Origin of the sequence: Paenibacillus sinopodophylli (assembly GCF_005930355.1) — a bacterium.
Classification (GTDB): domain Bacteria; phylum Bacillota; class Bacilli; order Paenibacillales; family Paenibacillaceae; genus Pristimantibacillus; species Pristimantibacillus sinopodophylli.
Genome location: NZ_VDBO01000001.1, coordinates 266,850 through 291,479, shown reverse-complemented (window position 1 = coordinate 291,479; position 24,630 = coordinate 266,850). Strand labels below are relative to the sequence as shown.

The following is a 24,630-nucleotide window of genomic DNA, read 5'->3' as shown; positions in this document are numbered from 1 at the left end:
TCCAATAGGTTAGTTTTATTTTTTTAAAATAGCTCTTTCGTCAACCGAACTACATTGCTTACCGAAAATCCGAAGTAATCCAATACTTCATTGCCTGGACCTGATGCACCGAATGTATCGATGGACAAGATTTTACCTTTTGGACCTGTGTAACGTTCCCAGCCTAATGAAATACCCGCTTCAAGCGATACACGCTTCGTAACCGATTCCGGCAGCACAGACTGCTTATACGCTTCGGATTGACGATCGAATAGCTCTCTGCTTGGCATCGCAACAACCCGAACAGAAAGATTGTCTTTCTCCAGCTCCGCTTTCGCATTCACAGCTAGTGAAACTTCAGATCCCGTCGCGATTAGAATGACATCCGGCTCATTGTTCGTTTCTGCCAAGACATATGCGCCTTTTGCGACATCGTCAACGTTACCCTTCGTAGCTTCATAGATCGGAAGGTTCTGACGGCTTAGCACAAGTGCTACTGGTCCTTCCTGCTGCTGCAAAGCATAAGCCCATGCGCTTGCTGTCTCATTCGCATCCGATGGACGGATAACGGCAAGACCTGGAATCGTACGGAGCGCTGCAAGATGCTCAACAGGCTCATGAGTCGGGCCATCTTCCCCAACCGCAATCGAATCATGTGTAAATACATAAATAATTGGCAATTTCTGCAGTGCTGCCAGACGAATCGAAGGCCGCAAGTAATCACTAAATACGAAGAACGTGCTGACGAATGGTTTAACACCGCCATGCAGAGCGAGTCCATTGCCCGCTGCACCCATAGCATGCTCACGGACGCCGAAGTATATATTACGACCCGAATAAGAATCTACAGCGAAGGTTTGCTCGCCGTTAATATCCGTCATTGTGGAGTGCGACAAGTCTGCACTGCCTCCGAAGATTGAAGGAACTGTTTTAATATAATGATTGATCGCTTGACCGCTTGCAACACGGGTTGAGATCGACTTCGAAGTGTCGAAGGTTAGAATGTCTGCTGCTTCAAATTTCACAGCACCATCAATAACTTTCTCCAGCTCTTCACCGAGCGAAGGATGGCTCGATTTATAAGCAGCAACTAAGCTGTTCCATGCCTGCTCTTTCGATTCACCTTCTTGCTTCAATTGCTCGAAATGCGCCTTAACATCACTTGGAACTGTGAAATCTTCCTCATGCTCCCAGCCATATGCCGCTTTCGTTGCCTTCGCTTCTTCCACGCCAAGCGGATTCCCATGCGCCTTGTTCGTTCCGGCCACTTTAGGACTTCCGTAGCCAATAACCGTTCTAATTTCGATCAGCGTCGGTTTGCTGTCATTTTGTTTGGCAGCTTCAATCGCTTTCGTAATTTGCGAAACGTCGTTGCCGTCTTCAACACGAATATATTCCCATTGTGCTGATTCTGTTCTTTTTTGAATATTTTCTCCAAAGGAAAGGCTGAGCTCTCCATCTAATGAAATATCGTTTGAATCGTATAATACGACTAATTTACCAAGCTTCATATGTCCTGCCATGGACATAGCCTCATAAGAAACACCTTCCATCAAGCAGCCGTCACCGACTAATGCATACGTGTAATGGTCAACTACGGGATAGCCTTCTTGGTTGAATTTCGAAGCAAGATGTGCTTCTGCCATTGCCATTCCCACTGCCATCGCTAGTCCCTGACCAAGTGGACCCGTGGTTGCTTCAACGCCATCTGTGTGACCGAATTCAGGATGTCCTGGTGTTTTGCTGTTAAGCTTACGGAATTGTTTCAAATCATCAATCGTTACGTTATAACCCGACAAATGTAGGAGACTATAAAGCAATGCGGAACCGTGACCTGCCGAAAGCACGAAACGATCGCGGTTGAACCATTTGGCATGACCAGGATTGTGGTTCAGCAATTTGGACCAAAGTGCGTATGCCATCGGAGCTGCTCCCATTGGAAGCCCTGGATGTCCGGAGTTGGCAGCGTTAATGGCGTCGATTGATAGTGTGCGAATCGTATCGATCGAGAGTTGATCAATGGTTTGTGTGATAGGCATATTCTTCTCCTCTTACATCTGTATTTTGTTGTTGCTCGGTCTTCGTATCAAACCACCAGTGATAGCCGTCTCTTGCGAGCAGCGCATCAGACTCTGCAGGCCCGTATGAGCCAGCGGAATAATGGTGCAGCGGAACCGAATTTTCTAGGAAAGCGTTCAGAATTGGTTGAACCCACTTCCATGACAGCTCCACTTCATCCCAATGTGCGAAGAAGGTTGGGTCGCCGTGCAATGCATCATGAATAAGGTTCTCATAAGCTTCGGGCACATCGCTCCGAATCGAATGGAAATCAATATTGATCGGCTTAAACTCACCTTTTTGCTGTGGATCACGCGTATTCAATTGCAAGGTTATGCCCTCATTCGGGCTTATTTCAAATACGAGCAAATTAGGAATTCTCGTATCATCATTCACTTTTGTTTGCTGCTTCAAAGGTTCTTTGAACTCGATTACGATCCGAGTTGATTTCTCTTTGAGTCTTTTGCCGGTACGTATATAGAAAGGTACATCTCTCCAAAACACATCGTCAATCTGCAATCTAGCGGCGATAAAGGTATCATTCAATGATGATTCTGAGATACTTGGCTCTGAAGTGTAGCCGACAACCGGCTTCCCTTGAATTGAACCCGCTTCATACTGCCCGCGAACAACGTGAGCTGCTACATTTTCTTTCTCAAGCGGCTCAAGTGATTCCATAACCAGTTTCTTCTTGAAACGAACGTCCTCGGATGTACTGTTCTTCGGCAGATGGATCGCCAGCATCATGAGCAACTGCAGCATATGATTTTGGAACATATCTCTCACAGCGCCTACTTTGTCATAATAGCCTGCCCGTTCTTCAACGCCAACCGTTTCATTCGCTGTGATTTGAACATTGGCAATGTACCGATTCGACCATAAGGCTTGGAGCACCGGGTTCGATTGCTGCAGCACTTCAAGCTTCTGCACCATCGGCTTACCCAGATAATGATCAATACGGAAAACTTCATTCTCTTCAAACGTCTTGCTCAAATGCTCATTCAAGTCACGAGCAGATTGCAGATCATGGCCGAAAGGCTTCTCGATCATCAGGCGTTTCCAACCATTAGTTGTCCCAAGTCCACTTTCTTTAATGTTGGTTGCAATCGTTTCGAAAAATTCAGGACCAACGGATAGATAGAACATCCGATTAGGTGCAAGGTTCAATGCGTTCTCACGCTGTTCAATAATGTCCAGCAGTTTCTTGTAATCCTCTTTATGTCCAACATCCAGTACGCTGTATTGGAATCCGCTTAAGAAGCTGTTCAATTGTTCTTCATTATTTATTTCACGTCTAGAGAAAGTTCGAAGTGAATGTTCAACACTTGATCGGAATGCTTCATCCGTTACTTCTCTTCTACCGAGCCCAATAACGGAAAATGATTGCGGCAGTTTTTGATCAATAAACAAATTATAAAGAGCAGGGTATATTTTCCTTTTAGCCAAATCCCCTGTCGCTCCAAACAAAACAAACGTGGTTGCCTCCATCTTCCTATCTCCCTCCAGTATGTCCCTATGCTTGCACCGTGAGCATTTCAATTTGTCAGAATGCTCTGGCTTCTTTTTCTTAGTTCCACTATAATACGAAATACAGCCATACAAGTAATTAATATATTTCACAGGAGCTATAGACCATGTCTATGAACAATTATGAATTATACAAAGTATTTTATTGGTCTGCGAAGACCGGAAGCTTAACGCAAGCCGCAAAAGCACTATATATTACACAGCCTAGCGTCAGTCACGCTATCAAGCAGCTGGAGGACAGCTTTGGTATTACTTTATTTTATAGAAACTCCAAAGGAGTCTCCTTAACGCAAGAGGGAACCATTCTCTACTCCTATATTGAACAGTCACAAATCTTGATTTCGCTTGCTGAAGAGAAGCTAGGCGCACTCAAAAACCTGGACAGCGGAGAGCTTAGAATCGGCGGAAGCGATTCCTTGTTTAAACATTACTTGCTTCCCTATATAGAAACCTTCCACCGCAACTATCCCGGCATTAAGCTCCAATTAATTCATGGCACGACTCCCGAAATTATTTCATTCCTGAAAGAAGGTCGGATTGATCTTGGTGTCGTCCGCATGCCAATTGTAGATCCCCAGCTTGAAGTAAGGCAAGGGATTCAACTTCAGGATTGTTTTGTCGCAGGAGCCCATTATGCGGATCTTAAGAATGAGGTCATTTCACTGGACAGGCTGCTCCAGCACCCGGTTATTCTATTCTCCCGGAATAGCCGGGCACGAATGGCCATTACAGAATTATTCCAGGACTATGGCTATGAGTTGAAACCTGAGATCGAGGTAGGCAGTGTAGGTCTACTCATTGAATTTGCACGAAAGGGACTTGGCATTTCTTATGTGACTAGGGAATTCGTCTCCAAGGAGCTTGAAGAAGGATCGCTCTTTGAGATTCAATTGGATGTGAAGCTGCCGCCTTCGCAAGTAGGTTTGATGATTATGCGGAATATGCCTCTATCCAGCGCGGCAAAACGGTTTATAGAGCTTATAAAATAGGCTTATCTGCCTCTTTATCTCTGGTTCTCGGCTTCGTTCAGCCTACATATAATGGGAGTTGACGAGGAAAGAAAACAGCAGAGAAGGCAGGCGACCAAATGTCTGAACATGTAACAACGCCTTTCGATTACAAGGCCTATTGGGAAAATAACTATGCGCAAGGCGGCACCTCAGGCAGCGGTTCATACGGCGTGCTAGCGGATTTCAAAGCAGAGGTCATTAATACATTTATGAAGGATAACAGCATTCAAAGCGTCATCGAATTCGGCTGCGGGGATGGGAATCAGCTTTCCCTAATGCATTACAAACAATATTTAGGGCTGGACGTTGCCAGTTCATCTATAGACCTGTGTGCACAACGATTTGAAACGGATCACACCAAAAGCTTTCTAACCTACAACCCGAGGCATTTTATGAATAAAGCCTTCTTTACTTCCGATCTAGTTGTGTGTCTGGACGTTCTTTATCATATTACAGACCCATATGACTTCCGCAAAACGTTAGACGATATTTTCTCCTGTAATGCCAAGTATGTCTTGCTCTATACACGTATTACCGGTTCTGACGAGCCGAGTATTGTGCCGACGATTCGCGACCGTGATATTTTGCAGCATCTGGAGGCATACCAAGCCTATCGCATCGTGCAGACGATCGAGCAGAAGCATAAGGAATTATCGTCTGCCAGCTTTATCATCTTGCAGAAGTTCTGAAGAAAATAGCGAGGAGCTTCCTTTCACACCAAAAAACCACCCATGGGTGGTTTTTTGGTGAAAGCATTAGGTACCGCAGTAGGTTTGATACGGCGTCTTATCAGGCACGACAGCGTATATCTCTTGTTCGACTGTGTAAGCAAACGGGTTCGCCAACGCGTCAAGAAGCTTATGCATGACCGCATAATCGTCATTTACCACTGCCGCTTGCAGCGCTTCTTCTACGCGGTGGTTGCGAGGAATAATAGCAGGATTGCTGCTGCGCATTAGCTGTTTGGAATCATCTAAAGACTGCTGCTGCCGATCCAGCCTCGCATGCCACCTCTCTTGCCACACTAGATATTGATCGGTACCAAATAATGCTATCCCATCCAGGTTATTTAATGTTAGTGCACGGAAACTATTCGTATAATCCGCTTGATGCTCTTTCATTAGTTGAAGCAAGTCATTAGCAAGACTCTCATCCTCTGCTTCCTCGTTAAAGATGCCCAGTTTCGCCCTCATTCCCGCCAGCCAATGGCTCTTGAATAATACGACAAATTCCTCTAATGTTTCTTCTGCCAATTGAACGGCTTCTTCCCCATCCTCATGCAGCAGCGGCAGCAGCGCTTCTGCAAATCTTGTAAGATTCCATCCGCCAATTTGTGGTTGATTCCCATAAGCGTAGCGCCCATTCACATCAATGGAGCTAAATACGGTTGCCGGATCATATTCATCCAGAAAAGCACATGGACCATAATCAATCGTTTCACCGCTAAGTACCATATTATCTGTGTTCATGACACCATGAATAAAACCAACGAGCTGCCATTTTGCAATGAGCGCAGCTTGCCGCTTAATAACTTCCTGAAGCAGTACGAGATAGCGATTAGTGTGACTCAATGCCTCTGGATAATGTCTTTGCAGCGTATAATCCGCAAGCAGTCTCAGCTCTTCCTTTGTTCCCCAATTCGCTGCGAATTGGAAGGTTCCAACACGGATGTGACTGGCTGCCACTCGGGTTAGAATGGCACCTGTCAGCTGTGTTTCACGGAAGATGGACTCCCCTGTTGTCACGACAGCTAAGCTGCGCGTCGTCGGAATGCCTAGTGCCTCCATTGCCTCGCTCATTATATACTCTCGAAGCATAGGACCAAGCGCAGCGCGGCCATCGCCTGATCTGGAATATGGCGTCCTGCCTGAGCCCTTATACTGAATATCAACACGTTCACCTTGTGGTGTTATTTGTTCGCCAAGCAATAATGCACGTCCATCTCCGAGACGGTTCAAATGTCCGAATTGATGTCCAGCATACGCTTGAGCAAGCGGCGCGGCACCCTCTGGGATCAAGTTCCCAGCTAGCATCGCAGCGCCTTCAGTGCTTCTAAGCTCCTCAGCATTCAGCCCTAATGAAGCAGCCAAACGGTCGTTTAACACGATGATCTTAGGTGAGCTTACAGGAGGTGGGGACATTCGCGTAAACAAGGTTTCTGGCAGCAGCGAATAGCTGTTGTCGAAATTCCAACCTGCATTAATGTTTGCTTTCTGCTCTGTCATAGGGCCTCCTTTTCTCGATAAAAGATTAATATTGCTGCTTCTTTAACGTATAGGAAAGTATATGAGTTTACTCATACTTTCTCTATACGTTTCGCAGAAACGATGGCGTCTATAGATAAGACGCCGTCAGGCGTTTCTTCTTATTATACCCTTTTCTTGGATAGTCGTCTCATTTTTAGATACACCATTCTATTCTTCACAAAGCTTCTGCATGGTTATAAGCATCTTTCTTCTGAGAGAATCGTCTCCTGCCAAGTACATTTGCACCGATTACCCCTGCAATAATGAGCAAGGAGCCCACAATATGATACCCATGCAGGTCTTCTCCCAATACGAAGGTTCCCCCAACAATAGAAACGACCGTCGACAGATTAATGAAGACAACAGCTTTTGATGATTCGATTCGGGAAAGCACATAATTACCCATTAATGCCGTACATAGCTGAATCACACCAAGACTAATCATAAGAATGACAAAGCTAAGGTTCGTAAGTGGTTCTGCGAGACTGTTCAGTGTCCCCACAGCCGCATGTGTGACGATTGAAATGAGCAAAGTTATCACGAATCCAGCTCCTACCATGAAAAAACTGATTTCCGACGTACTAAACTGCTTCGAGATGGAACGGACCATCACGCTATATCCAGCAAAAACCATGCTTGATGCTAGTAGAAGTACAACTCCTGTTAACTCAGAAACATCAAAGCTGCTTCCTTTCATCAGAAAAATAAATGCAACACCAGCTACGGATACAAGAGTAAAGCATTTCTGTATTAAAGTCGTTGCTTCTTTCAGAAAAACAGCTGCAAACAGCATCGTTATAACTGGCGTAATCGCATTTATTATTCCGCCTTCACCCGAAGTTGCATGCTCAAGCCCAGTCGTTTGGAACATAAAGAAGGCGATGGGATACATGCTCGCAAGCAGCAGCAATTTGTATATTGGCTTGCCTCGATAATTCACTTTGACTAACCTTAAGGATACCGGAATCAGAATGATTAAAAATGCAGCAGAAAACCGAAACATCAGCGTATCAAATGGATTGGCGTAGTCCAATGATTTTTTTGCAACTAAAAACGACACGCCGATTACAATGGCATTGATTACCGCAAGAAAATAAGCAAGTCTTATGCCCTGCTTCACTTTCTTCTCTTTCATCTCTATCGCTTTCGTTTGCTCGTTCTCTTCTATAGGCATCTTAATCATCTCCAAAGGATTATAGTAAATAAGTTCAATTCATCTGACTGTCAGTGCTTACTGACATTGCAATTATAAAAAAACTAGGGAGTCAGGGCCCTAGCGAACAACTTCACACTCTCTTGCATAAACGGCTCCAGTGAGATCTCTGGATAGTAATTCCCCGTTTCCAAATCATTAAGAAACGCTCCAAAATGCGCCATCATGAACGTAAATGCGTGCAGCTTTGGATTCGTACCAATCATCTTGCCTCTCTTGCTCATCTCTTCGAAATAGTTCGTCAATATTTCCAATAGCTGAAGCGGGTGCTGATGCGTACGCTCACGAAAGCCAGGCAGCTGCCCTTCGTCCTTAATGCTAATTTGAATCATTTTCCGATTGCGATTCATGATCTTATGATATGTCCGGCAAACTGTGAGCAAATCTTCCTCCAGCTCCCACACCAGCTTCTCATCGAATAGCTTTCGCATCTCCTCAGCGTAATGAAAGCGATCAAAGGCTGCTTCAAGCAGTCTCTGTTTACTCCCGAAATGCCTAAACAACGTTTTCTCACTTAAGCCGGCAGCTGTCGCAATCTCTTGTGTCGTTACTCCATTGTAACCTCTCTCTGAGATCAGATTAATAGCTGCTAACAATAATCTGTCACCGCTGCTCGCATGACCCAATTCCATAATCCACCACCTGTTTCCGTACACTGTATGTCAGTACTAACTGACATTATAATAGTACAACTTAAAATAACAGTCAAGGAAAGCGTGGAATTCGCTTGTTCCACACCCAACGCTGTGATACGATATGAATTAAAATAGATACATAATTTAGTAAATAAATCATTTATATTGTAGGAGTATTCGAACACATGAAAAAACACCTGGGCAATTACGCCGAAAGCATCATTAATAATCGATTATTAAACGGTTCCATCGTGTTATTGGCATTTCTAGCTGTTATTGTGACAGATATCTATATCGACAACTTCCCACTGTTTCAAATTGCGTATTTGATGCTTTCCCTTATGCTTGGACTCGCTTTTTGGAAGGAAACATGGATACGCAGCTTGTTAGTTGCCATCATGGTCTATTCCAAAATATCTTTGGAGCAAACCGAAGTTTTTCAAGTTCATGATATTCTATCGATTCGAATTATTACATTATTTATTTCTTATTTCCTAACCGCTTCCTCCATTTCGTTCATGATCTTGTCTTACATCAAACAGAAGAAGAACACCTTGCAGCTTACCTTCACTCTAGCAAAAGCACTAGATTCCAGGGATCATTATACGGCCGACCACTCTGATCATGTAGCCTATTACTCCAAGAAGATCGCGGAGGAAATGAATCTATCAAAAATGGCATGCGAGAGGATATTTATAGGCGGAATCCTGCATGACATTGGAAAAATCGGAGTACCTGAACATATATTGGGAAAACCGTCACGATTGACGGAAGAAGAGTTTAGCATTATTAAAGAGCATCCCATTACCGGCTACGATATGCTCAGTCATATTTCACATCTCAAACGTGCAGGCATACTCGATATGATTCTTCACCATCATGAACGATTCGATGGGCGCGGGTACCCTAGCGGTATAGCCGAAAAAAGAATTCCAGTCGCAGCCAGAATTATGGCAGTAGCGGACACCTTCGATGCGATGACTTCCAAACGAGTTTACCGAGGCGAATTAAATATTGATTTTGCTATAGAAGAAATTCAGAAAAATGCTGGAACGCAATTCGATCCTGAAGTAGTGAAAGCTTTCATGTCTATTTGGAATCGTGAAGGAGAAAAGCTGCTTCCCAAATACAGCCCCGTTGCCAAAACGAGCTCAAACGCCTTTTCTTAAGGGGTTTTGAGCTCGTTTTTAGTCTGATCGCTAACTCTTTAGCTGTAATGGAAAAATTCACTTGTTAACACTAAAACCCCTTTCCACCGATCGGTCGAACCTTCACCGCATCTCCGCCTGCGATCAAATGCTGACAACTCCCAATGAGTGCACGCACTTTTTCATTCTTCAACGAAGCAGCATGCGCCTCTTTACTCACCCACAGTTCTGTAATCCAAAGGACGTCAGGATCATCCTCCGCTTCATGCAGAATGTAATAAATGCAGCCCTCCATGCTGTTCAACGTCTCATTAGATGCCAGCATCTTATTCGCAAGCTCATCCCGCTTTCCTTCGTGTGCTGTCAATTTACCGAACATGGCGTATTTACTCATCGTGTTTCTCCCCTTCCCCTTTAAGATCCGTTAACATCGCTTCATAGTGAGCAAGCATACGAGAACTCGCCTTTATCATTTGTCGAATTAGCAATTCCGAATCCACTTGCAAACCCGTACTATATGGCATCAGAAAATAAGGAACATACGTCAGCAGCGTCGATTGCTTGAGCCGAAATACAGCCGAACCAGGTGCGCGTTCCATGAGTGCATGACCGAACAGCCAATGCTTGCAAAGCTCATCAAGCACCTGCTCCTTCCCCTTAATCGTAACCATCTCAAACTCCGTAGGTCCTTCAGGATCAGGAAGCAGATTTCGGAGCAGATGCTCCTTAGCAGAGAATGTCAGCGGACGCTCAAATCGTCTATCCGTCTGCGTCAAGCTCTGAATACGATCGACGCGAAAATTCCTCGTCTCACCACGATAACCGCAATACCCGACCGTATACCAACTCCCCTTCCAATAGACGATACCATAAGAGTCAAACAATCTAGAAGGTGACTGCTCGCCTTTGCCGCTATCATATACCATTTCGAGCGTCCGGCTTTGCCCAGCAGCCTCTTCAAGCATCTGTAAATATCCTTGATATGAACCGTCTGTGGGCGGATAGATGACCGATAAACCGCCGCTATGCCGTTCTAATTGATCAAGCTGCTTCTCATTTGCGTAACGCTTCAGCTTGTCCATCGCTCTTGCCAATGCATGAGAGTATGGATACCCTGCTTCTCTCGCAAATATCGATGCGTGGATGAGTCCCTTCTGTTCTTCTGCATCAAAAACGAGCGGAGAATCGGCGAAATGACTGAGTATACTATAGCCGCCATTCGGTCCTGAATCCGCAACGATCGGCACACCGCTCGCACATAACGAATCGATACAACGATAGACCGTTCTTACATGAATTTCTAGATCATCAGCCAGCTGCTGGGCGGTTATCCGCTTGCCAGAACGAAGCAGCCATAGAATCGAGAGCATATTGTCTGCTTTCGTCATCAACCAAACCTACTTTCTCATAAGCGCCCGAAATCAATCACATCTGACTTTTATTTCAAAGGTACTTTTCCCTGTTCAATCCACGTCTCATAAGTCGGGCCGTATAACGGAGGAGTCTTCAATCCTGCTTGCCTCATCAACACCGTCATTTGACCTCGATGATGAGCTTGATGCATGAGGGAATACCTTAAAGATTCGTCATTTCGCCATTCCTCTCCTGCAATCGCGTGAAACACATGTAGGCTTTCATCCGTCCACTGCTGCCTTACTGCTTGTAGGAACGCTTGATTAAGGCGGCGGTACTCCTCTGCAATCCCTATTGCTGAATTGGTTAATTCTGACCGATCGTCTATATGATCGAAATCAAGTCCCAAACCACGCATGAAATGTATCGATGTCACCAGATGCCAAGCTAAATCTCCTAATGTACGCCGCTCAGCATCGATTTGCTGCTGCAATGACTCGTCGGTCAGCGCAATTAATACCCGTTCGGTTAATTCAGCCTCTTTCATCCACTCTGCCGCAAATGTCTCAATTGTCATTGTCATTTCCATTCCCATGCCTCCATATCTTCTTTCTTCCTTACATGAGTATACGCCACCATCACTGACAGAAACGGTCAGTCATTTCCACACTTGCCGAATAATAGGCAATATCGCGGAATAGATTCACAATAATGCGAAATTCACAGGTACTTCAAATTGGTTTAACAAAGAGGTGCATGCCACATGCAAGAAGCAGAAAACTGCCAGCTGCCAGCTGATAATCAGACACTTGTAACGTTTCGAGCGCTTGTGGAAGCTATAGTTCCACATACGCCGGAACTAGCTGGATTCGGGGAACTGCAAACATTAGGTGCAGCCGATCTAGGTGTTCACTACTATTTAGCGTGGGAACTAGACCATACCTTAGCGCTCTTTTTCGGCATACATCTGACTAACTTCCCACTCGCTGCCTCCACTGCTAGATTACTTAATGTAGGCGCTGTCCAGTTCGCAGCTGCAAGTCAACTCATACAGCCAATCAACTGCTCGCATTGGGTAATCAGCCCTTTCTCAGCACTTGCGCCGCTGGATCGCATTCGTGTGCTAGCGATGCTGGAACAGCTCAGAGTCGACCTCGGCACGCTTCCTCCTCCCTACCAGAACAATGGCGGAAACGTGAAATTTATAATCGACTATCTCAATAGAGCAACGCTATTTGGTACTTATTCAGAATGGTCCGCGTACGGGTCGACACGGCTTTGCACCCCAACCGAGCGAGTCTTGCAGTCTTTCCCGATTGGCTGGGAACAAAGTGGTTATCCCGGCGTTTCATTAGGCTACCGAGCTCTTCGTGGTTTTTTATTAACGATTGTACGCGATAAGGGGGTGTCAACCATTGTATGATGCAGATGTCATTGTCATCGGTTCAGGGGGAGGCGGTGCAGTTGCCGCCAAAGAACTTGGAGAGAAAGGGTTGAAGGTGCTCGTTCTGGAAGCAGGCCCATTCTACGGAAACAAACAATGGCAGAATCCGAATAGCGAGCGCGGCGGTGAATGGAGCTCCAGCTATCATGATTTGGACATTGGACTATATAAAAAAACGTACAATTTATATGAGAACAATATGAATGATGTCGTATCAGGTGCTATACGGTTCGGACCTGCCGACCGCAGGCGAGATCCATGGCACCGGAAGATGCCGCAGCAAGGTGATATTTGGCAGGCATCAGGCGTAGGCGGGACAACGCAGCATTATTGGGCGCAATCTCCGCGTGCTTTTCCCAGTGCTGTAGACCATATATGGCCAATCAGCTACAGAGAGTTGATCCCTTACTATGAGAAGGTTGAAGCTACCTTACCTGTCCAATTCTCTCCTATCACACCTAAGGAAGAACTCTTTTATTATGGTGCCAAAAAAGCAGGCTGGACGCTTAATCCAACCCTAAACGTAGTAACACCTGGTTATCGCCCAAATCCCAACGCCATTCTTCCTCCGAACAAGCATTTGATGGATCCTAACTATTCAATGGAACAGTTAAACCATATGGAAGGCTGTACCTTGCAGGGACATTGCGTCAATGGCTGCACCTCCGGCCCTTCGGTTGACAGAATTGCGAAGCGCGGTACGCTAGTCAGCTATATCCCACTTGCCCTGAAGACGGGGAATGTTTCGATTCGACCGAATTCTTTCACCATTAACATTCTCACTGAACAGGACCCAAAGGAAGGCTTGAGAGCCTGCGGTGTTCAATTCCGGGATACTTGGACAGGAGAAGTCGGTGAGCTTAAAGCGAAAACAATCGTGATGGCTGCTGGCTGCATCGAGTCGCCCAGGCTTTGGCTGAATGCTGGACTGCCCTACAATGCGTGGGTTGGCAGAGGCTTGACCAATCATTATTTCGACTGGGTTGGCGGTGTTTTCGACGAAAAAGATTTGTTAAGCATACTGGGAACTACTTCCGTATTCCCTTATGCCGGCCACACATCCGGGGCTCGAGTTGATATTCCGGGTATTGGTATCTTTCAAGTTTCTTGCCTTAGTCCCGGCTTGATGTCCTTCTTAACCTATGGCTTCAGTGAAGCTGGCTATAATGCCCTTCGTCCGCCCGAGCCGGGTGAGCCTTGGAACATGCGCGGCAGAGTCGTTGGCCCAGAATTGAAAGAGTTAATGAAGCACTATAGTCAAACGATGACGATGCTTCTCCTGACAGACGATGAAGTTCGCTACAGCAACCGAGTAGAAGTCGATCCCCTGCTGAAAGATGAGAACGGGCCGATCCCTGTCATTCATTATTCACCCAGTGCCAAAACCTTGCAGAGACGTGATAAACTCGCTCGCTATGCTTGCGAGACGCTGCAGCATGCAGGAGCCAAAAAAATAATCCGATCGGACTTGCCGACAGGGTTCCTGCTTCATATAGAAAGTACGATGCGCATGGGGCATGTCGTAGATTCCAACTGTGAGGCCTACCAAGTGAAGCGATTGTATATTGCAGACAACAGTGTGCATTTCAACGGTATTGGCGGGCCTAATCCAACGCTTACTACGCAGGCATTAGCTACGCGAACCGCTGATAAACTGGCTCACAAATACTTCGGTCACTCCATTGAAACAGACAAATAAAGGACTGCACCGGATAAAGCAACAATGAATAAAAATGCGATGATCTTGCCAAAAGACTTCAAACTCACTCCTCCATTCCCATATCACCTTATTATCCAGCATGCTCGAAAGCGTGAATGTACATACGGGAAGGGCAGCCTATGATGGCTGCCCTTCCCGTTTGTGTATATGTCTTTGAATAATAAGGTAAATGACAGGGTAAATTAACAAACAAATATTCAGGAGGAACCCCACAATGAAAAAAACAAAAAATGCTGCGGGAACTTTTGATAAACAGGTGAACGGGCTAGGTTTTCATCTTGATGAGCCGATATCTACAAATCTAGATGACAACGAATCGATGCTCCAGCGCGTTTTTTCGAACTGCACCGATCTCATTATACGAAAACTTTCTTTGTTCGACTCAAAGCCAGGTTTAGTCGTTTATCTTGATGTATTAGTTGATGAGATGTTATGGAATGATGGATTACTTGATCCATTAATGGAGCAAACAGACGAAGGAAGTGAAACGGCAGAGCAGCTGATTGAGCAGGTTAAGTATAGATTAAGCTCTGTTACCAAGCCGGAGATCATCACGAACGGGAAACATGTCGTGCAGCGCATTGTGAAAGGCGACGTTGTTCTATTCATTGAATCCGCTAGTGAGGCAATCTCCTTTTGCATCAAAAACCAATTACACCGCCCATTAGAGGAACCGAGTACAGAAGCTGTCATACGCGGCCCGAGAATCGGTTTTATCGAGAAATTACCGATTAACATGGCATTAATTCGGCAGCAATTGCGGACGCCGCTGCTCAAGATGGAGAAGTTCAGCTTGGGGACGATTTCTCATACCGATTTGACCATTGCTTATATTGAAAACAAGGCTTCGCAACAAGTCATTCAGGACATCAAGCTGCGTTTGTCAAAAATTGATATGGACAGCATTATGGAATCGGGTTACCTCGAAGAACTTGTAAGCGACCATCCATACTCGCCATTCCCGGTCATCCAATCTACACAAAGACCTGATTTGGTATCTGCTTCCCTTATAGAGGGTAAGGTTGTCATGCTTATAGATGGTTCTCCTTTTGCGTTGATTATGCCGATCACGCTCTGGCATGGCTTCCAAACGGTAGAAGACTACTATATGAATTTCATCTTTGCAACGATGCTGCGCTGGTTAAGATTTTTATTTGCCTATTTGGCATTAACGCTCCCTTCCTTCTATGTTGCCATTACAACCTTTCACCATGAAATGATTCCTACAAGTTTAGCTTTAAGTCTAGCTGCTGCTAGAGAAATCGTTCCTTTTCCTGCAATGGTGGAAACCTTGATTATGGAAATCACATTCGAAGCGCTGCGCGAAGCAGGAGTACGTCTGCCACGTCCAGTCGGCCAAACGGTCAGCATCGTAGGTGCGTTAGTTATTGGACAAGCTGCTGTACAGGCTGGAATTATCTCCGCACCTGTCATCATTATCGTCTCCTTAACAGGAATCGCTTCGTTTCTCATTCCTAATCCGACCATGAGCCAAGCGATAAGTATTTTACGATTTCCGATCGTGGTTTGCGCTGGTACGTTCGGTCTTTATGGCATTATCGCTGCCCTGCTCGCAATCTTAATTCATCTAACCAATCTGCATTCCTTTGGCGTTCCTTATTTGTCTCCTATTGCACCGCTGCGTCCATCCGGCTTATTGGATGTGTTAATTAGAGCGCCTTGGCAGATTATGCATAAACGCAAACGGCATGCTCAGCAGAAAATGGAGTTGGAGGAACAATGAAGCAAAACCGTAGTTTGTTTTGTATAGCGGCTCTGATTACTTGTTTATGTCTTCTGACCGGCTGCTGGGATCGAAAGGAAATGGATGATCTCGCGTTGGTGATGGCAAGTGGCGTTGATCTTGCAGAGGATGGGCAGCTTGAAGTAACCTTGCAAATTGCCCTGCCGAGCGGCATCTCCAGCTCATCAATGTCTATAGCCAATGGAGGTAAGCCAGTATTCGTTGTATCTGCCAAAGGAAAAGATGGTATTGAAGCTTTTGGCCGGCTGCAGCAGCAATTATCACGACGCATCAATCTGGGACACAGAGGCGTTATCGTGATTGGTGAGAACTACGCAAAGCATGGCATTAATCAAGTTTTGGATACTTTGCTGCGTTCGCCAGACAGCCGCTACAACAGTTATATTGTGACCTCATACGGAATGACAGCGAAAGAAATATTAAATTCACCTTATTCTTTGGAGCTCATTCCGGCAATCGGCATCAACAAGGTTCAAAATAATAACTTCAGTATTTCGGTCAAATCTGACGAATTTATTAATGATCTCACCTCAAATGGAAAAACTTCGATTACCGGAGCTATTCGAATCATCAATAAAGATTCCAAACAAAAAACTTTCCTGATTGACAAAGCGGCAGTGTACCAAAAAAATACATTGGTAGGCTTTTTTTCAGGATCGGAATTACAAGTCTTCCGCATATTGAAGGGACATTTCAAAAGTGCTAATTTAACCGAGCAAATGACTGCTCCGAGCAAGCTCTTTAAAGGAACGGTCAGCTTGCAATTCACGAAAGCTAAAACGAAAATAATTGCCACAATCTCAGATGGCAAGCCTGCGCTCACGATTTCCTTGAATGTTACTGCAAATGTATTGGCAAACGACACAAGTCTGGATCTAAGCAAGGCTGCCAATCTCAAGCTTATTGAGGCCAGCTTTTCGAATATCATGAAAAAAACGATTATGACCATGGTGGAACGTTCTCAAAAAAAATTTAAATCCGATGTGCTCGATATGGGCAATATTATACATATCCAGCATCCATACTATTGGAAAACCATTAAGCACAAATGGGAAACGATATACACTAGTGTCCCTGTTACCATTAAAACGAAAATCCAAATCGAGCGGATCGGCCGAACGCAAGCTCCACCCTATCAACAGCGGAATTAACCATTGAAATGAGGATCGTCATAATGAAAATAACCGGCTTACAAATTTTCTGGATGATTACCATTATGGATCTCGGTATGACATTAATTATGACCCTCACGCCAAGCTTGCAAGCAGCTAAGCAGGATATTTGGATTTCAATTCTAGTTGCAGGCGGCATCACGTTAATCATCACATGGCTCGTAACGAAGACTGTTCAGCTATATCCAGAGCAAAACTTGATCCAATTCTGCCAAACGATATTAGGAAAATGGATGGGGAAGCTTGTTATCATTATTTATCTCGTTCAGTGGTACACCATATTGCCAATTGTTCTACGCCAATTTACCGATGTGATCCACATAATGATTCTTCCATCAACACCGAAAGCGGCGGTAATGATTATTATGTTGGCACTGATCATCTATGCAACCTATTCGGGAGGAATCGTATCCATCGCAAGGTGCAGCGAAGTTCTGGGACCAATCGTCATTCTGATGGTCATATTAACACTGCTTGCAAGCATAAACAACGTAGATTTGAAAAATCTGCTTCCCATTTTTGCCGACAGCGGCATATCAGGCATTTTCAATGGCTCGCTGCCCCTCGCCTCTTATCTTGGGCATTCAATTGAATATCTCATGCTCGCCTCCTTTCTCTATAAACCGAGGAAAGGAGCACCGTATGCCTATTGGGCAGTTATTACGACTACTTTCTTCACATTAATCGCAATGGTTATGACTGCTGCAACAATAGGACCTAATCTTGCATCTGAGATGTGGTATCCCTTTTTCGAAATGTCCCGGAAAATATCACTTTTCGGCTTTATCGAAAACTCGGATCCGCTCATGATTGTCATTTGGGTGGCGAGCGTGTTTATTAAATTAACGATTTATTTATTCATTTCAAGCTATGGAACGGCACAGTTGCTGAAGGTTAAAAATTGGCGAACCTTGATCTGGTTCATCGCCCCAGTCCTTTTAATATTCGCATTTTTCCCAAAAAACGTTGCCGAGGCTGGCCCTCACTATTTAACCAACTATTGGATTCCTTTTGTTCTGCCTGTTAATATGATCGGTCTGCCTCTTCTATTGCTAGTCATTGGGAAAATGAAACAAAGGAAGAAAATGGCGATCGAGTGATCGGTATTCCTTGATCGCTGCAAAATCCAGTCCTTTCATTGCACATCCGAGTGATGATCAGTAATATGTAGAATGAAGTAGGAAAAGGATTAACTTATCGTTAACAGGTGGTGACGAAGTGAAACTGAAAGAGCATATGTTAATATGGACATCTGCTTCTATTAAATTAATGGACATAAGATATACCAGAGTATCAAGTCGCGATGCGCTAAAAGCTTATCGACTGCCCGCGAACATGTTTCTATTTGCCATACGCGGCTCCGCACAGATTAAGCTGGATGAAGTGGAATATATCGTGGACAGCATGTTCGTCCTGCATGGCGGCAAAGGCATGTGTCTAGATATTCAGCCTACGAATGAAAGATTCGACTATTATTTGGTTCTCTATAAGGCTTGGCTGCCACTGCTAACAGAAGCGAAAGCTCGCAACAGCTTATCTGGGGACAATCCCTTGCAGATCCAATACGGCTACGCTCCATTGTATCCCTTATCGCTGTATGAGAAGCTCGAGTTAACAGCAAGCGAATGGCTTACCCCAGGCGATCTTGAACTGCTTCATGCGAAGACCTTGTTCTACCAATTTGTATATGAGCTTATTCGCCAGCTGCGTGAGCAGGATATTCGGATCATTCCCGCTGATCCCGCTGAGCAATTGCTCAGCTATTTGCATGAGCATTATGCCGAGCCGCTTACTCTCGAATTGCTGGCTTCCATGCTCGACTGCAGCCCAAGCCATCTATCGCGAACATTCAAGCAGCGCACGTCCTGCAGCCCCATTGATTATATGATTCGCTTGCGTATCAGCAGGGCCAGAAGCCTGTTAGAGAACACAGATGCATCACTGCAAGAAGTATCCTTGAGCATCGGCTATACGGATGTGTATTATTTTAGCCGAATATTTAAGAAACAAACGGGATATTCTCCTCTTCACTATCGTCAATTTTGTCTAGATTCGAATAGAAAGCAGCATAATCCATTCCTCATGCTAAGATCATCCATTGTTCCACGCAAACTTAGACGTTATATTAATAGTCGCAGTGATAATGATTATCAATATACGGATAAAGGAGCTTTTGCATTGATCAGACACAGAAAACAATCAACCGCATTAACACTTTTGCTAAGCCTTACTCTTCTACTTAGCGCATGCTCAGGAGCAGTAAGCAGCAACAACAATGTTGCCAATACAGGGACAGCCACCAACGCCGCTGCCAGCGGAAACAATGCACAAACCGATACTAACCAGGCGCAGCCTGCAACTGCAACGGTTATGTATACAGGTGCTGACGGCGAAGTTGAGATTCCCAGAAATCCGCAACGAATTGTCGTTTTGACTCATGCTTATGTTGGGTATTTCATGGCACTTGGTATTAATCCAGTAGGAGCTCCATCGATGACAATGGGAAACCCATATTATACTGGAATGATCGATGATATAGCGGATATTGGATCACCTGGCGGCTTCGAGATTGAGAAGATTGTCACATTAAACCCGGATCTTATTATTGCTCTTAAAGGTACCGAAATGCTCGAGGAAATAAGCAAAATCGCTCCAGTGGTAACGATAAACTATGGCGAGAAAAACTATAAAGAGCAATTGATTGAATTCGGAAAGATAGCAAATCGCGTCGATAAGGCTCAGCAATGGGTGGATGCGTGGAATACGAAAATTGCTGAATTCAAGCCACAGGTTCTAAAGGTTGTCGGTGACCAAACGGTATCCGTGTTAAGTCAGTATGATAAAGGCGTATATGCGTATGGCGAAGGGTACGGACGAGGAACGGAGATTTTGTTCGATGAATTCGGATTAAAATCCCCTCCAGCCTTCGACCTGAAGCTCGGCTGGGCAGAATTCTCACTTGAGAAGCTTCCCGAGTTTGCAGGCGACTATATCTTCACATCACCGGAAGCAACCGGCACAGAGGATACAAGCCCCATGTATGAAAGTGTGCTATGGAATGGGCTTCCTGCTGTTAAGAATAATCGGGTATTCTTTCTCGATAAAAACGCTTCAGCGTTCAACGATCCCATCACACTAGATGCCTTGCTGCCTATTATCGTAGATAGCTTCTTGAAACCGGCTGAAGTCAAAAACAATTGACTGCAGATAGAATAGATCCAACCCAAAAACATGGCGGTGCAGAGATTGCTTCTGCACCGTCATGTTTTTGGGTTATCTATCGTTTAATTAGTGTTTTGGACCGACTCGAATGAGTTGGACACTCACCTTAGTGGTAGTATCTGAACTAAAAGTGCATAATTTCCTATTTGAATAGTGGACTTAATAATCTAGATACAAATCATAGCTCATTACACTTGACCAGCTATTATCTCCTTTTGAAACGTCTTTGCTTTATTGCGATGCAGATTATCGTTCCTATTTCGCCCTCTGCGGCCAGAAATGGGGATACCTTCAAGTAAGCTGGAAGCCAGTGTACAAAGCTATTTGCATTTCATTGACCATCATTAATCGGCCTATTTCCTTCTCCCCACTTGCACATCATATTTAAAAATAGTATGAGCGAAAGACCACGGTCAGATAATGAATATTACCTTTCCGTATAGAGCATAAATGTCACTGCAATATCGTTGATTATTTGTCGGCGCTCTATGTCAGAAGCAGCCTTAACTGGCGCAAGTAGGAGCGCAGCTCTGGTACAGCTTCCAGATGACCCTTCAACACTCGCAGCAGGGTGAGATCGGGCTTCTCGGACTGTATTTCTCTCCGCAGAAGGCCGACAACCTCTATTAATTCGGTACGAGAAGTCGCTGACAAAGGAAGCGTATGAATCCGCTCCACCATAGCAGTAAGGAATTCATTAATAGTTCCTTTCCGTGCTGCTGGATCATTGTGGCCGCTGAGCCCCCCTTCAATAATCCATTCACCAGCTATGGATTGAGGTGCAGTTTGAATCAAATCGTGAACAACTGCTTCCATTCGATCGACGATATAGACTGCAAGTGCCGGAATCGGCTGAGAAATGACCTTCAGCAGTACACCTTTCATATATTCATGGAGAATCCCTTGAAAGAGCATGACTGCATCCCATATGTACGGCTCAAGCTGCTCACTGAATGCTTCGATTAACATCTCTTTCCGCCAGATAAGCAGAGCTGCCTGCATTTTCTTCCGCGCCTCAATGAAACTCTCATTCTCTGTAATAGGCAGCTCGCTGAATTCGACCATAAACAAGTGATTCTCGAGAATATAGTACAGATAGAATTCGATTTGGCGGCTTAGCTTGTCCTTGGAGAATAGCCCAAACGCCATTCCAGAACGCTCAAGTTCAGCTGCTTGCTCCAATAACGTCTGATGACAAGCTACGAACGCTGCTGTAAACAAATCCTCTTTGGATGTGAAACATTTATATATACTAGCTTTGGCTACTTCGCAAGCTTCAGCGATGTCTTGCATTGATGTAGCACTGTAGCCCTTACTACGAAACAAATCTATAGCCGTATCGAGAATTTGGGCCTTCTTTATATCCTTCATATAACTACCACCCCACCTTATATTGACATGAGTTGCGATTGAGGTCAACGTTTCGGCATTGACAATAAAACTCATTAGTTCTATATTGAACTTATTAGTTTTATTCTATACATCAAAAGGAGGTGTGCCGACGCTTGTCCGTTGTACAAGCTCGGCAGTAATTATGCGCATTGCAGAAGGATTAGATATGTTGGATTTCGAAATGAAAATTAGTGGACGATCCATGCCTATACACCCAACCATTATCTATGACAATGATTGTTGGACGTTAATCGATACTGGGATGCCAGGATCAGCCCGTGTCATTCAAGACTACGTCAAGCAAGCTGGTATTTCTGAGACACCACTTCAAGCGATTATTTTGACTCATCAGGATATCGATCACATCGGCGGTCTCCCCCAATTCCTTGAGGATTCAGCGATATCACCATTCGACGTATATGCTCATGAGGCGGATAGAGACACGATCGACGGAAAAGCTCCACTTCTGAAATTTCCACTTGATCTACTAAACGCCGAGCTTGAATCTTTGCCTGCAGAGGTGCGTCATTCGTACGATAAAGTTTTCTCCCAACCTTCCAAACCTAATGTAACGCGATTGTTGGCAGATGGTGATATTCTTCCCATTGGCGGCGGTCTAACGGTTATTCATACACCTGGTCACACGCCTGGTCACGTCAGTCTATACCATCATGCGAGCAAAACATTAATAGCTGGCGATGCCTTAGTTGTTCACAACGGGGAGCTGTTAGGATCTTCACCGTACTCCACTTATAATATGGAAGACGCTACTCACTCATTGGAGAAATTCAAGTCATTCGATATCGAAGCGGTCGTCTGCTATCATGGCGGGCTGCTGCGAGACGACATAAACAAGCGAATTGCACACTTAACTGCACGGTCGTAATGGATTCACAAACAAAAAACGACCACTTTTCCCCATTTTTTCAAGGGAGAGTGGTCGTTTTCTGTTTTTAGCTTTTCAACAAGTAATTAGCCATTCTATCTCACTAAGCAGATTCTGATACCTCAAACTGACTGTTGTACAAGTCTGCATAGAAGCCTTTCGCCGCCAGCAGCTGCTCGTGATTGCCGCTCTCGATAATATCGCCATCCTTCATAACGAGAATAATATCGGCATTCTTAATCGTTGACAGCCTATGCGCAATAACGAATGAGGTTCGACCCGCCATCAGTCGATCCATCGCTTCCTGAATAAGAAGCTCAGTTCTTGTATCGACGGAGCTGGTTGCTTCATCAAGAATGAGCAGCGGTGCATTCGCAATAAGTGCTCTTGCAATCGTAATAAGCTGCTTCTGCCCTGCAGAAAGATTCACTTGCTCATTCAATACCGTATCGTAGCCATTCGTTAAAGTTCGGATGAAATGATCGATACCGACGGCCTTGCAGACATTCTTCACGTCAGCATCGGTAACACCTTGTTTATTGAAGACGATATTCTCTTTAATCGATCCCTCGAATAACCACGTATCCTGAAGCACCATACAAAACTGTTCATGCACGTTTTCCCTTTGGAGCTCTTGAATGGGTACGCCATCGATGGCAATTTCTCCGCCATTCAGCTCATAGAAACGCATCAGTAAGTTAACGATAGTCGTCTTCCCGGCACCTGTCGGCCCAACAATTGCAATCTTTTGGCCGGGTAAAGCACTTGCTGAGAAATGGTTTATGACCAACTTATTCGGATCATAGCCGAAGGAAACGTTTCTGAACTCAACATGCCCCTTAACGTCTTTGAGCACCTTTGTTTTATGTTTCTCGTCTTCGAGCTCCTTTTCTTCCAAAAATTCAAAAACGCGTGCAGCTGCTGCCGCAGTTGATTGCAGACTTGTCGCAGCTTGTGCGATTTGTCCCAAGGGCTGCGTGAACAAACGGACATAGAGCATAAAGGCGACAATGACACCAAATGAAATATGACCATTCATCGCTAATGCTCCGCCGACGATACATACTGCCACATAGCCGAAGTTCCCAACAAACATCATAAGCGGCATAGTCAAGCCAGATAAAAATTGCGACTTCCATGAGCTTTCATACAATTTTTCGTTGATTTCGTTAAAGGTTTCCTTCGCTTTCCGTTCACCATTATAAACTTTCACGACATCATAGCCTGTGAATATTTCCTCAACATGGCCATTCATTGCACCAAGGTTCGCCTGCTGGTGAACGAAATGCGTTTGTGATTTTTTGATCATCACGGTCATAAAGCCAAATCCTAGAAAGGTAGAGATAATCGCTGTCAATGTCATCCATACGTTGGTATAGAACATCATAACCAAAGAGCCGGCCAGCATCGTGACGGAAGTGACAAGCATTCCGACGCTCTGATTCATTGTTTGTCCAATTGTATCGATGTCATTCGTGACGCGGCTTAGCACGTCGCCGTTGCTGGTTGAATCGAAATATTTTAACGGAAGCTTGTTAATCTTCTTCGAGATACGCGTTCGTAAGCTTCTCGTAACCTTCTGCGTTACCGTTGCCATAATGTAGCCTTGGAAGAACGAGAAGATGACGCTTAATCCGTAGAGTACGACCAGCAGTATGCCAATACGACTAACCGCGTCCATGTCGATTTCGCCCATTAACCCCTTCGTAATATGATCCGTCATGTCTTTAAGCTTACTTGGCCCGATAATCGTAAATATCGTACCGACGACGGACAGCAGCAGCGCCAAAATAACAAGTGGCATGTGTGGCTTGCAATACGCGACGAGCTTGCCCATTGTGCCTTTGAAATCGATGCTGT

Annotated in this window: 20 protein-coding genes; 10 read left to right on the top strand and 10 right to left on the bottom strand. The window is 44.9% G+C overall.

Annotation, left to right across the window (positions count from 1 at the left end):
- Positions 1–23 precede the first annotated feature (23 nt).
- Together tkt and zwf are read right to left on the bottom strand one after the other, a co-directional pair.
- Entirely contained in the window at positions 24–2,012 is a 1,989-nt protein-coding gene (gene tkt / locus FGT79_RS01065; protein WP_138752878.1) for a transketolase, read from the bottom strand.
- Positions 1,996–3,525: a glucose-6-phosphate dehydrogenase gene (gene zwf / locus FGT79_RS01060; protein WP_138750942.1), complete on the bottom strand. Its 1,530-nt coding sequence runs from the start codon at positions 3,523–3,525 to the stop codon at positions 1,996–1,998. Before zwf ends, tkt begins: the two co-directional genes overlap by 17 nt.
- 146 nt (positions 3,526–3,671) lie before the next feature.
- Between zwf and FGT79_RS01055 the strand changes: the two genes are divergently transcribed.
- Complete coding sequence (locus FGT79_RS01055) at positions 3,672–4,553, top strand: LysR family transcriptional regulator (protein WP_138750941.1); 882 nt, start codon at positions 3,672–3,674, stop codon at positions 4,551–4,553.
- Positions 4,554–4,651: 98 nt separating this feature from the next.
- Positions 4,652–5,263 (top strand): class I SAM-dependent methyltransferase, encoded by a 612-nt coding sequence (locus FGT79_RS01050; RefSeq protein WP_138750940.1) that lies wholly within the window; start codon positions 4,652–4,654, stop codon positions 5,261–5,263.
- A gap of 66 nt (positions 5,264–5,329) precedes the next feature.
- On the opposite strand, the gene FGT79_RS01045 is transcribed toward FGT79_RS01050, so the two are convergent.
- The 3 genes from FGT79_RS01045 to FGT79_RS01035 all read right to left on the bottom strand — a co-directional run bounded on the left by FGT79_RS01045 (position 5,330) and on the right by FGT79_RS01035 (position 8,665).
- A complete protein-coding gene (locus FGT79_RS01045) occupies positions 5,330–6,799 on the bottom strand; it encodes a protein adenylyltransferase SelO (RefSeq protein WP_138750939.1) in 1,470 nt (489 codons plus the stop codon).
- 196 nt (positions 6,800–6,995) lie between these two features.
- Positions 6,996–7,994 (bottom strand): DMT family transporter, encoded by a 999-nt coding sequence (locus tag FGT79_RS01040; RefSeq protein WP_246096075.1) that lies wholly within the window; start codon positions 7,992–7,994, stop codon positions 6,996–6,998.
- Between the two features lie 83 nt (positions 7,995–8,077).
- The gene (locus tag FGT79_RS01035) at positions 8,078–8,665 is read right to left on the bottom strand and encodes a TetR/AcrR family transcriptional regulator (protein WP_138750938.1); all 588 of its coding nucleotides are present in this window, start codon (positions 8,663–8,665) and stop codon (positions 8,078–8,080) included.
- A gap of 188 nt (positions 8,666–8,853) precedes the next feature.
- Between FGT79_RS01035 and FGT79_RS01030 the strand changes: the two genes are divergently transcribed.
- Positions 8,854–9,837, top strand: a complete 984-nt coding sequence (locus FGT79_RS01030; RefSeq protein WP_138750937.1) for an HD-GYP domain-containing protein — start codon at positions 8,854–8,856, stop codon at positions 9,835–9,837.
- Positions 9,838–9,907: 70 nt separating this feature from the next.
- Here the strand turns inward: FGT79_RS01030 and FGT79_RS01025 are convergent, their stop codons facing one another.
- From FGT79_RS01025 to FGT79_RS01015, 3 genes are read right to left on the bottom strand one after another with little or no spacing between them, the layout of a single operon-like run.
- Positions 9,908–10,210 (bottom strand): putative quinol monooxygenase, encoded by a 303-nt coding sequence (locus FGT79_RS01025; RefSeq protein ID WP_138750936.1) that lies wholly within the window; start codon positions 10,208–10,210, stop codon positions 9,908–9,910.
- Complete coding sequence (locus FGT79_RS01020) at positions 10,203–11,204, bottom strand: helix-turn-helix transcriptional regulator (RefSeq protein ID WP_138750935.1); 1,002 nt, start codon at positions 11,202–11,204, stop codon at positions 10,203–10,205. The genes FGT79_RS01025 and FGT79_RS01020 overlap by 8 nt, the downstream gene beginning before the upstream one ends.
- A 50-nt stretch (positions 11,205–11,254) precedes the next feature.
- Entirely contained in the window at positions 11,255–11,758 is a 504-nt protein-coding gene (locus FGT79_RS01015) for a DinB family protein (protein ID WP_342778450.1), read from the bottom strand.
- 174 nt (positions 11,759–11,932) lie between these two features.
- Between FGT79_RS01015 and FGT79_RS01010 the strand changes: the two genes are divergently transcribed.
- The 6 genes from FGT79_RS01010 to FGT79_RS00985 all read left to right on the top strand — a co-directional run bounded on the left by FGT79_RS01010 (position 11,933) and on the right by FGT79_RS00985 (position 20,471).
- Positions 11,933–12,592 carry a hypothetical protein gene (locus FGT79_RS01010; protein ID WP_138750934.1) on the top strand — a complete coding sequence of 220 codons (660 nt, stop codon included), beginning with the start codon at positions 11,933–11,935 and terminating at the stop codon, positions 12,590–12,592.
- Positions 12,585–14,312 carry a GMC family oxidoreductase N-terminal domain-containing protein gene (locus tag FGT79_RS01005; RefSeq protein ID WP_138750933.1) on the top strand — a complete coding sequence of 576 codons (1,728 nt, stop codon included), beginning with the start codon at positions 12,585–12,587 and terminating at the stop codon, positions 14,310–14,312. The genes FGT79_RS01010 and FGT79_RS01005 overlap by 8 nt, the downstream gene beginning before the upstream one ends.
- 235 nt (positions 14,313–14,547) lie before the next feature.
- Positions 14,548–16,077, top strand: coding sequence for a spore germination protein (locus FGT79_RS01000; RefSeq protein WP_138750932.1), 1,530 nt, complete (start codon positions 14,548–14,550; stop codon positions 16,075–16,077).
- Positions 16,074–17,249, top strand: coding sequence for a Ger(x)C family spore germination protein (locus FGT79_RS00995; RefSeq protein ID WP_138750931.1), 1,176 nt, complete (start codon positions 16,074–16,076; stop codon positions 17,247–17,249). Before FGT79_RS01000 ends, FGT79_RS00995 begins: the two co-directional genes overlap by 4 nt.
- A 23-nt stretch (positions 17,250–17,272) precedes the next feature.
- Complete coding sequence (locus FGT79_RS00990; protein ID WP_246096073.1) at positions 17,273–18,370, top strand: GerAB/ArcD/ProY family transporter; 1,098 nt, start codon at positions 17,273–17,275, stop codon at positions 18,368–18,370.
- 118 nt (positions 18,371–18,488) lie between these two features.
- A complete protein-coding gene (locus tag FGT79_RS00985) occupies positions 18,489–20,471 on the top strand; it encodes an AraC family transcriptional regulator (RefSeq protein WP_138750929.1) in 1,983 nt (660 codons plus the stop codon).
- Between the two features lie 507 nt (positions 20,472–20,978).
- On the opposite strand, the gene FGT79_RS00980 is transcribed toward FGT79_RS00985, so the two are convergent.
- Positions 20,979–21,863, bottom strand: coding sequence for a TetR/AcrR family transcriptional regulator (locus tag FGT79_RS00980; protein ID WP_171056032.1), 885 nt, complete (start codon positions 21,861–21,863; stop codon positions 20,979–20,981).
- Positions 21,864–22,050: 187 nt separating this feature from the next.
- Between FGT79_RS00980 and FGT79_RS00975 the strand changes: the two genes are divergently transcribed.
- Positions 22,051–22,770 (top strand): MBL fold metallo-hydrolase, encoded by a 720-nt coding sequence (locus FGT79_RS00975; protein ID WP_246096071.1) that lies wholly within the window; start codon positions 22,051–22,053, stop codon positions 22,768–22,770.
- 103 nt (positions 22,771–22,873) lie between these two features.
- Here the strand turns inward: FGT79_RS00975 and FGT79_RS00970 are convergent, their stop codons facing one another.
- Complete coding sequence (locus FGT79_RS00970) at positions 22,874–24,607, bottom strand: ABC transporter ATP-binding protein (RefSeq protein ID WP_138752874.1); 1,734 nt, start codon at positions 24,605–24,607, stop codon at positions 22,874–22,876.
- Positions 24,608–24,630 lie beyond the last annotated feature (23 nt).

Coding starts and splice junctions, on each gene's coding strand:
- zwf (WP_138750942.1), bottom strand. CDS start 3,525: ATGGAGGCAACCACGTTTGTTTTGTTTGGAGCGACAGGGGATTTGGCT.
- FGT79_RS01055 (WP_138750941.1), top strand. CDS start 3,672: ATGTCTATGAACAATTATGAATTATACAAAGTATTTTATTGGTCTGCG.
- FGT79_RS01050 (WP_138750940.1), top strand. CDS start 4,652: ATGTCTGAACATGTAACAACGCCTTTCGATTACAAGGCCTATTGGGAA.
- FGT79_RS01045 (WP_138750939.1), bottom strand. CDS start 6,799: ATGACAGAGCAGAAAGCAAACATTAATGCAGGTTGGAATTTCGACAAC.
- FGT79_RS01040 (WP_246096075.1), bottom strand. CDS start 7,994: ATGCCTATAGAAGAGAACGAGCAAACGAAAGCGATAGAGATGAAAGAG.
- FGT79_RS01035 (WP_138750938.1), bottom strand. CDS start 8,665: ATGGAATTGGGTCATGCGAGCAGCGGTGACAGATTATTGTTAGCAGCT.
- FGT79_RS01030 (WP_138750937.1), top strand. CDS start 8,854: ATGAAAAAACACCTGGGCAATTACGCCGAAAGCATCATTAATAATCGA.
- FGT79_RS01025 (WP_138750936.1), bottom strand. CDS start 10,210: ATGAGTAAATACGCCATGTTCGGTAAATTGACAGCACACGAAGGAAAG.
- FGT79_RS01020 (WP_138750935.1), bottom strand. CDS start 11,204: ATGACGAAAGCAGACAATATGCTCTCGATTCTATGGCTGCTTCGTTCT.
- FGT79_RS01015 (WP_342778450.1), bottom strand. CDS start 11,758: ATGGAAATGACAATGACAATTGAGACATTTGCGGCAGAGTGGATGAAA.
- FGT79_RS01010 (WP_138750934.1), top strand. CDS start 11,933: ATGCAAGAAGCAGAAAACTGCCAGCTGCCAGCTGATAATCAGACACTT.
- FGT79_RS01000 (WP_138750932.1), top strand. CDS start 14,548: ATGAAAAAAACAAAAAATGCTGCGGGAACTTTTGATAAACAGGTGAAC.
- FGT79_RS00995 (WP_138750931.1), top strand. CDS start 16,074: ATGAAGCAAAACCGTAGTTTGTTTTGTATAGCGGCTCTGATTACTTGT.
- FGT79_RS00990 (WP_246096073.1), top strand. CDS start 17,273: ATGAAAATAACCGGCTTACAAATTTTCTGGATGATTACCATTATGGAT.
- FGT79_RS00980 (WP_171056032.1), bottom strand. CDS start 21,863: ATGAAGGATATAAAGAAGGCCCAAATTCTCGATACGGCTATAGATTTG.
- FGT79_RS00975 (WP_246096071.1), top strand. CDS start 22,051: ATGTTGGATTTCGAAATGAAAATTAGTGGACGATCCATGCCTATACAC.
- FGT79_RS00970 (WP_138752874.1), bottom strand. CDS start 24,607: ATGGGCAAGCTCGTCGCGTATTGCAAGCCACACATGCCACTTGTTATT.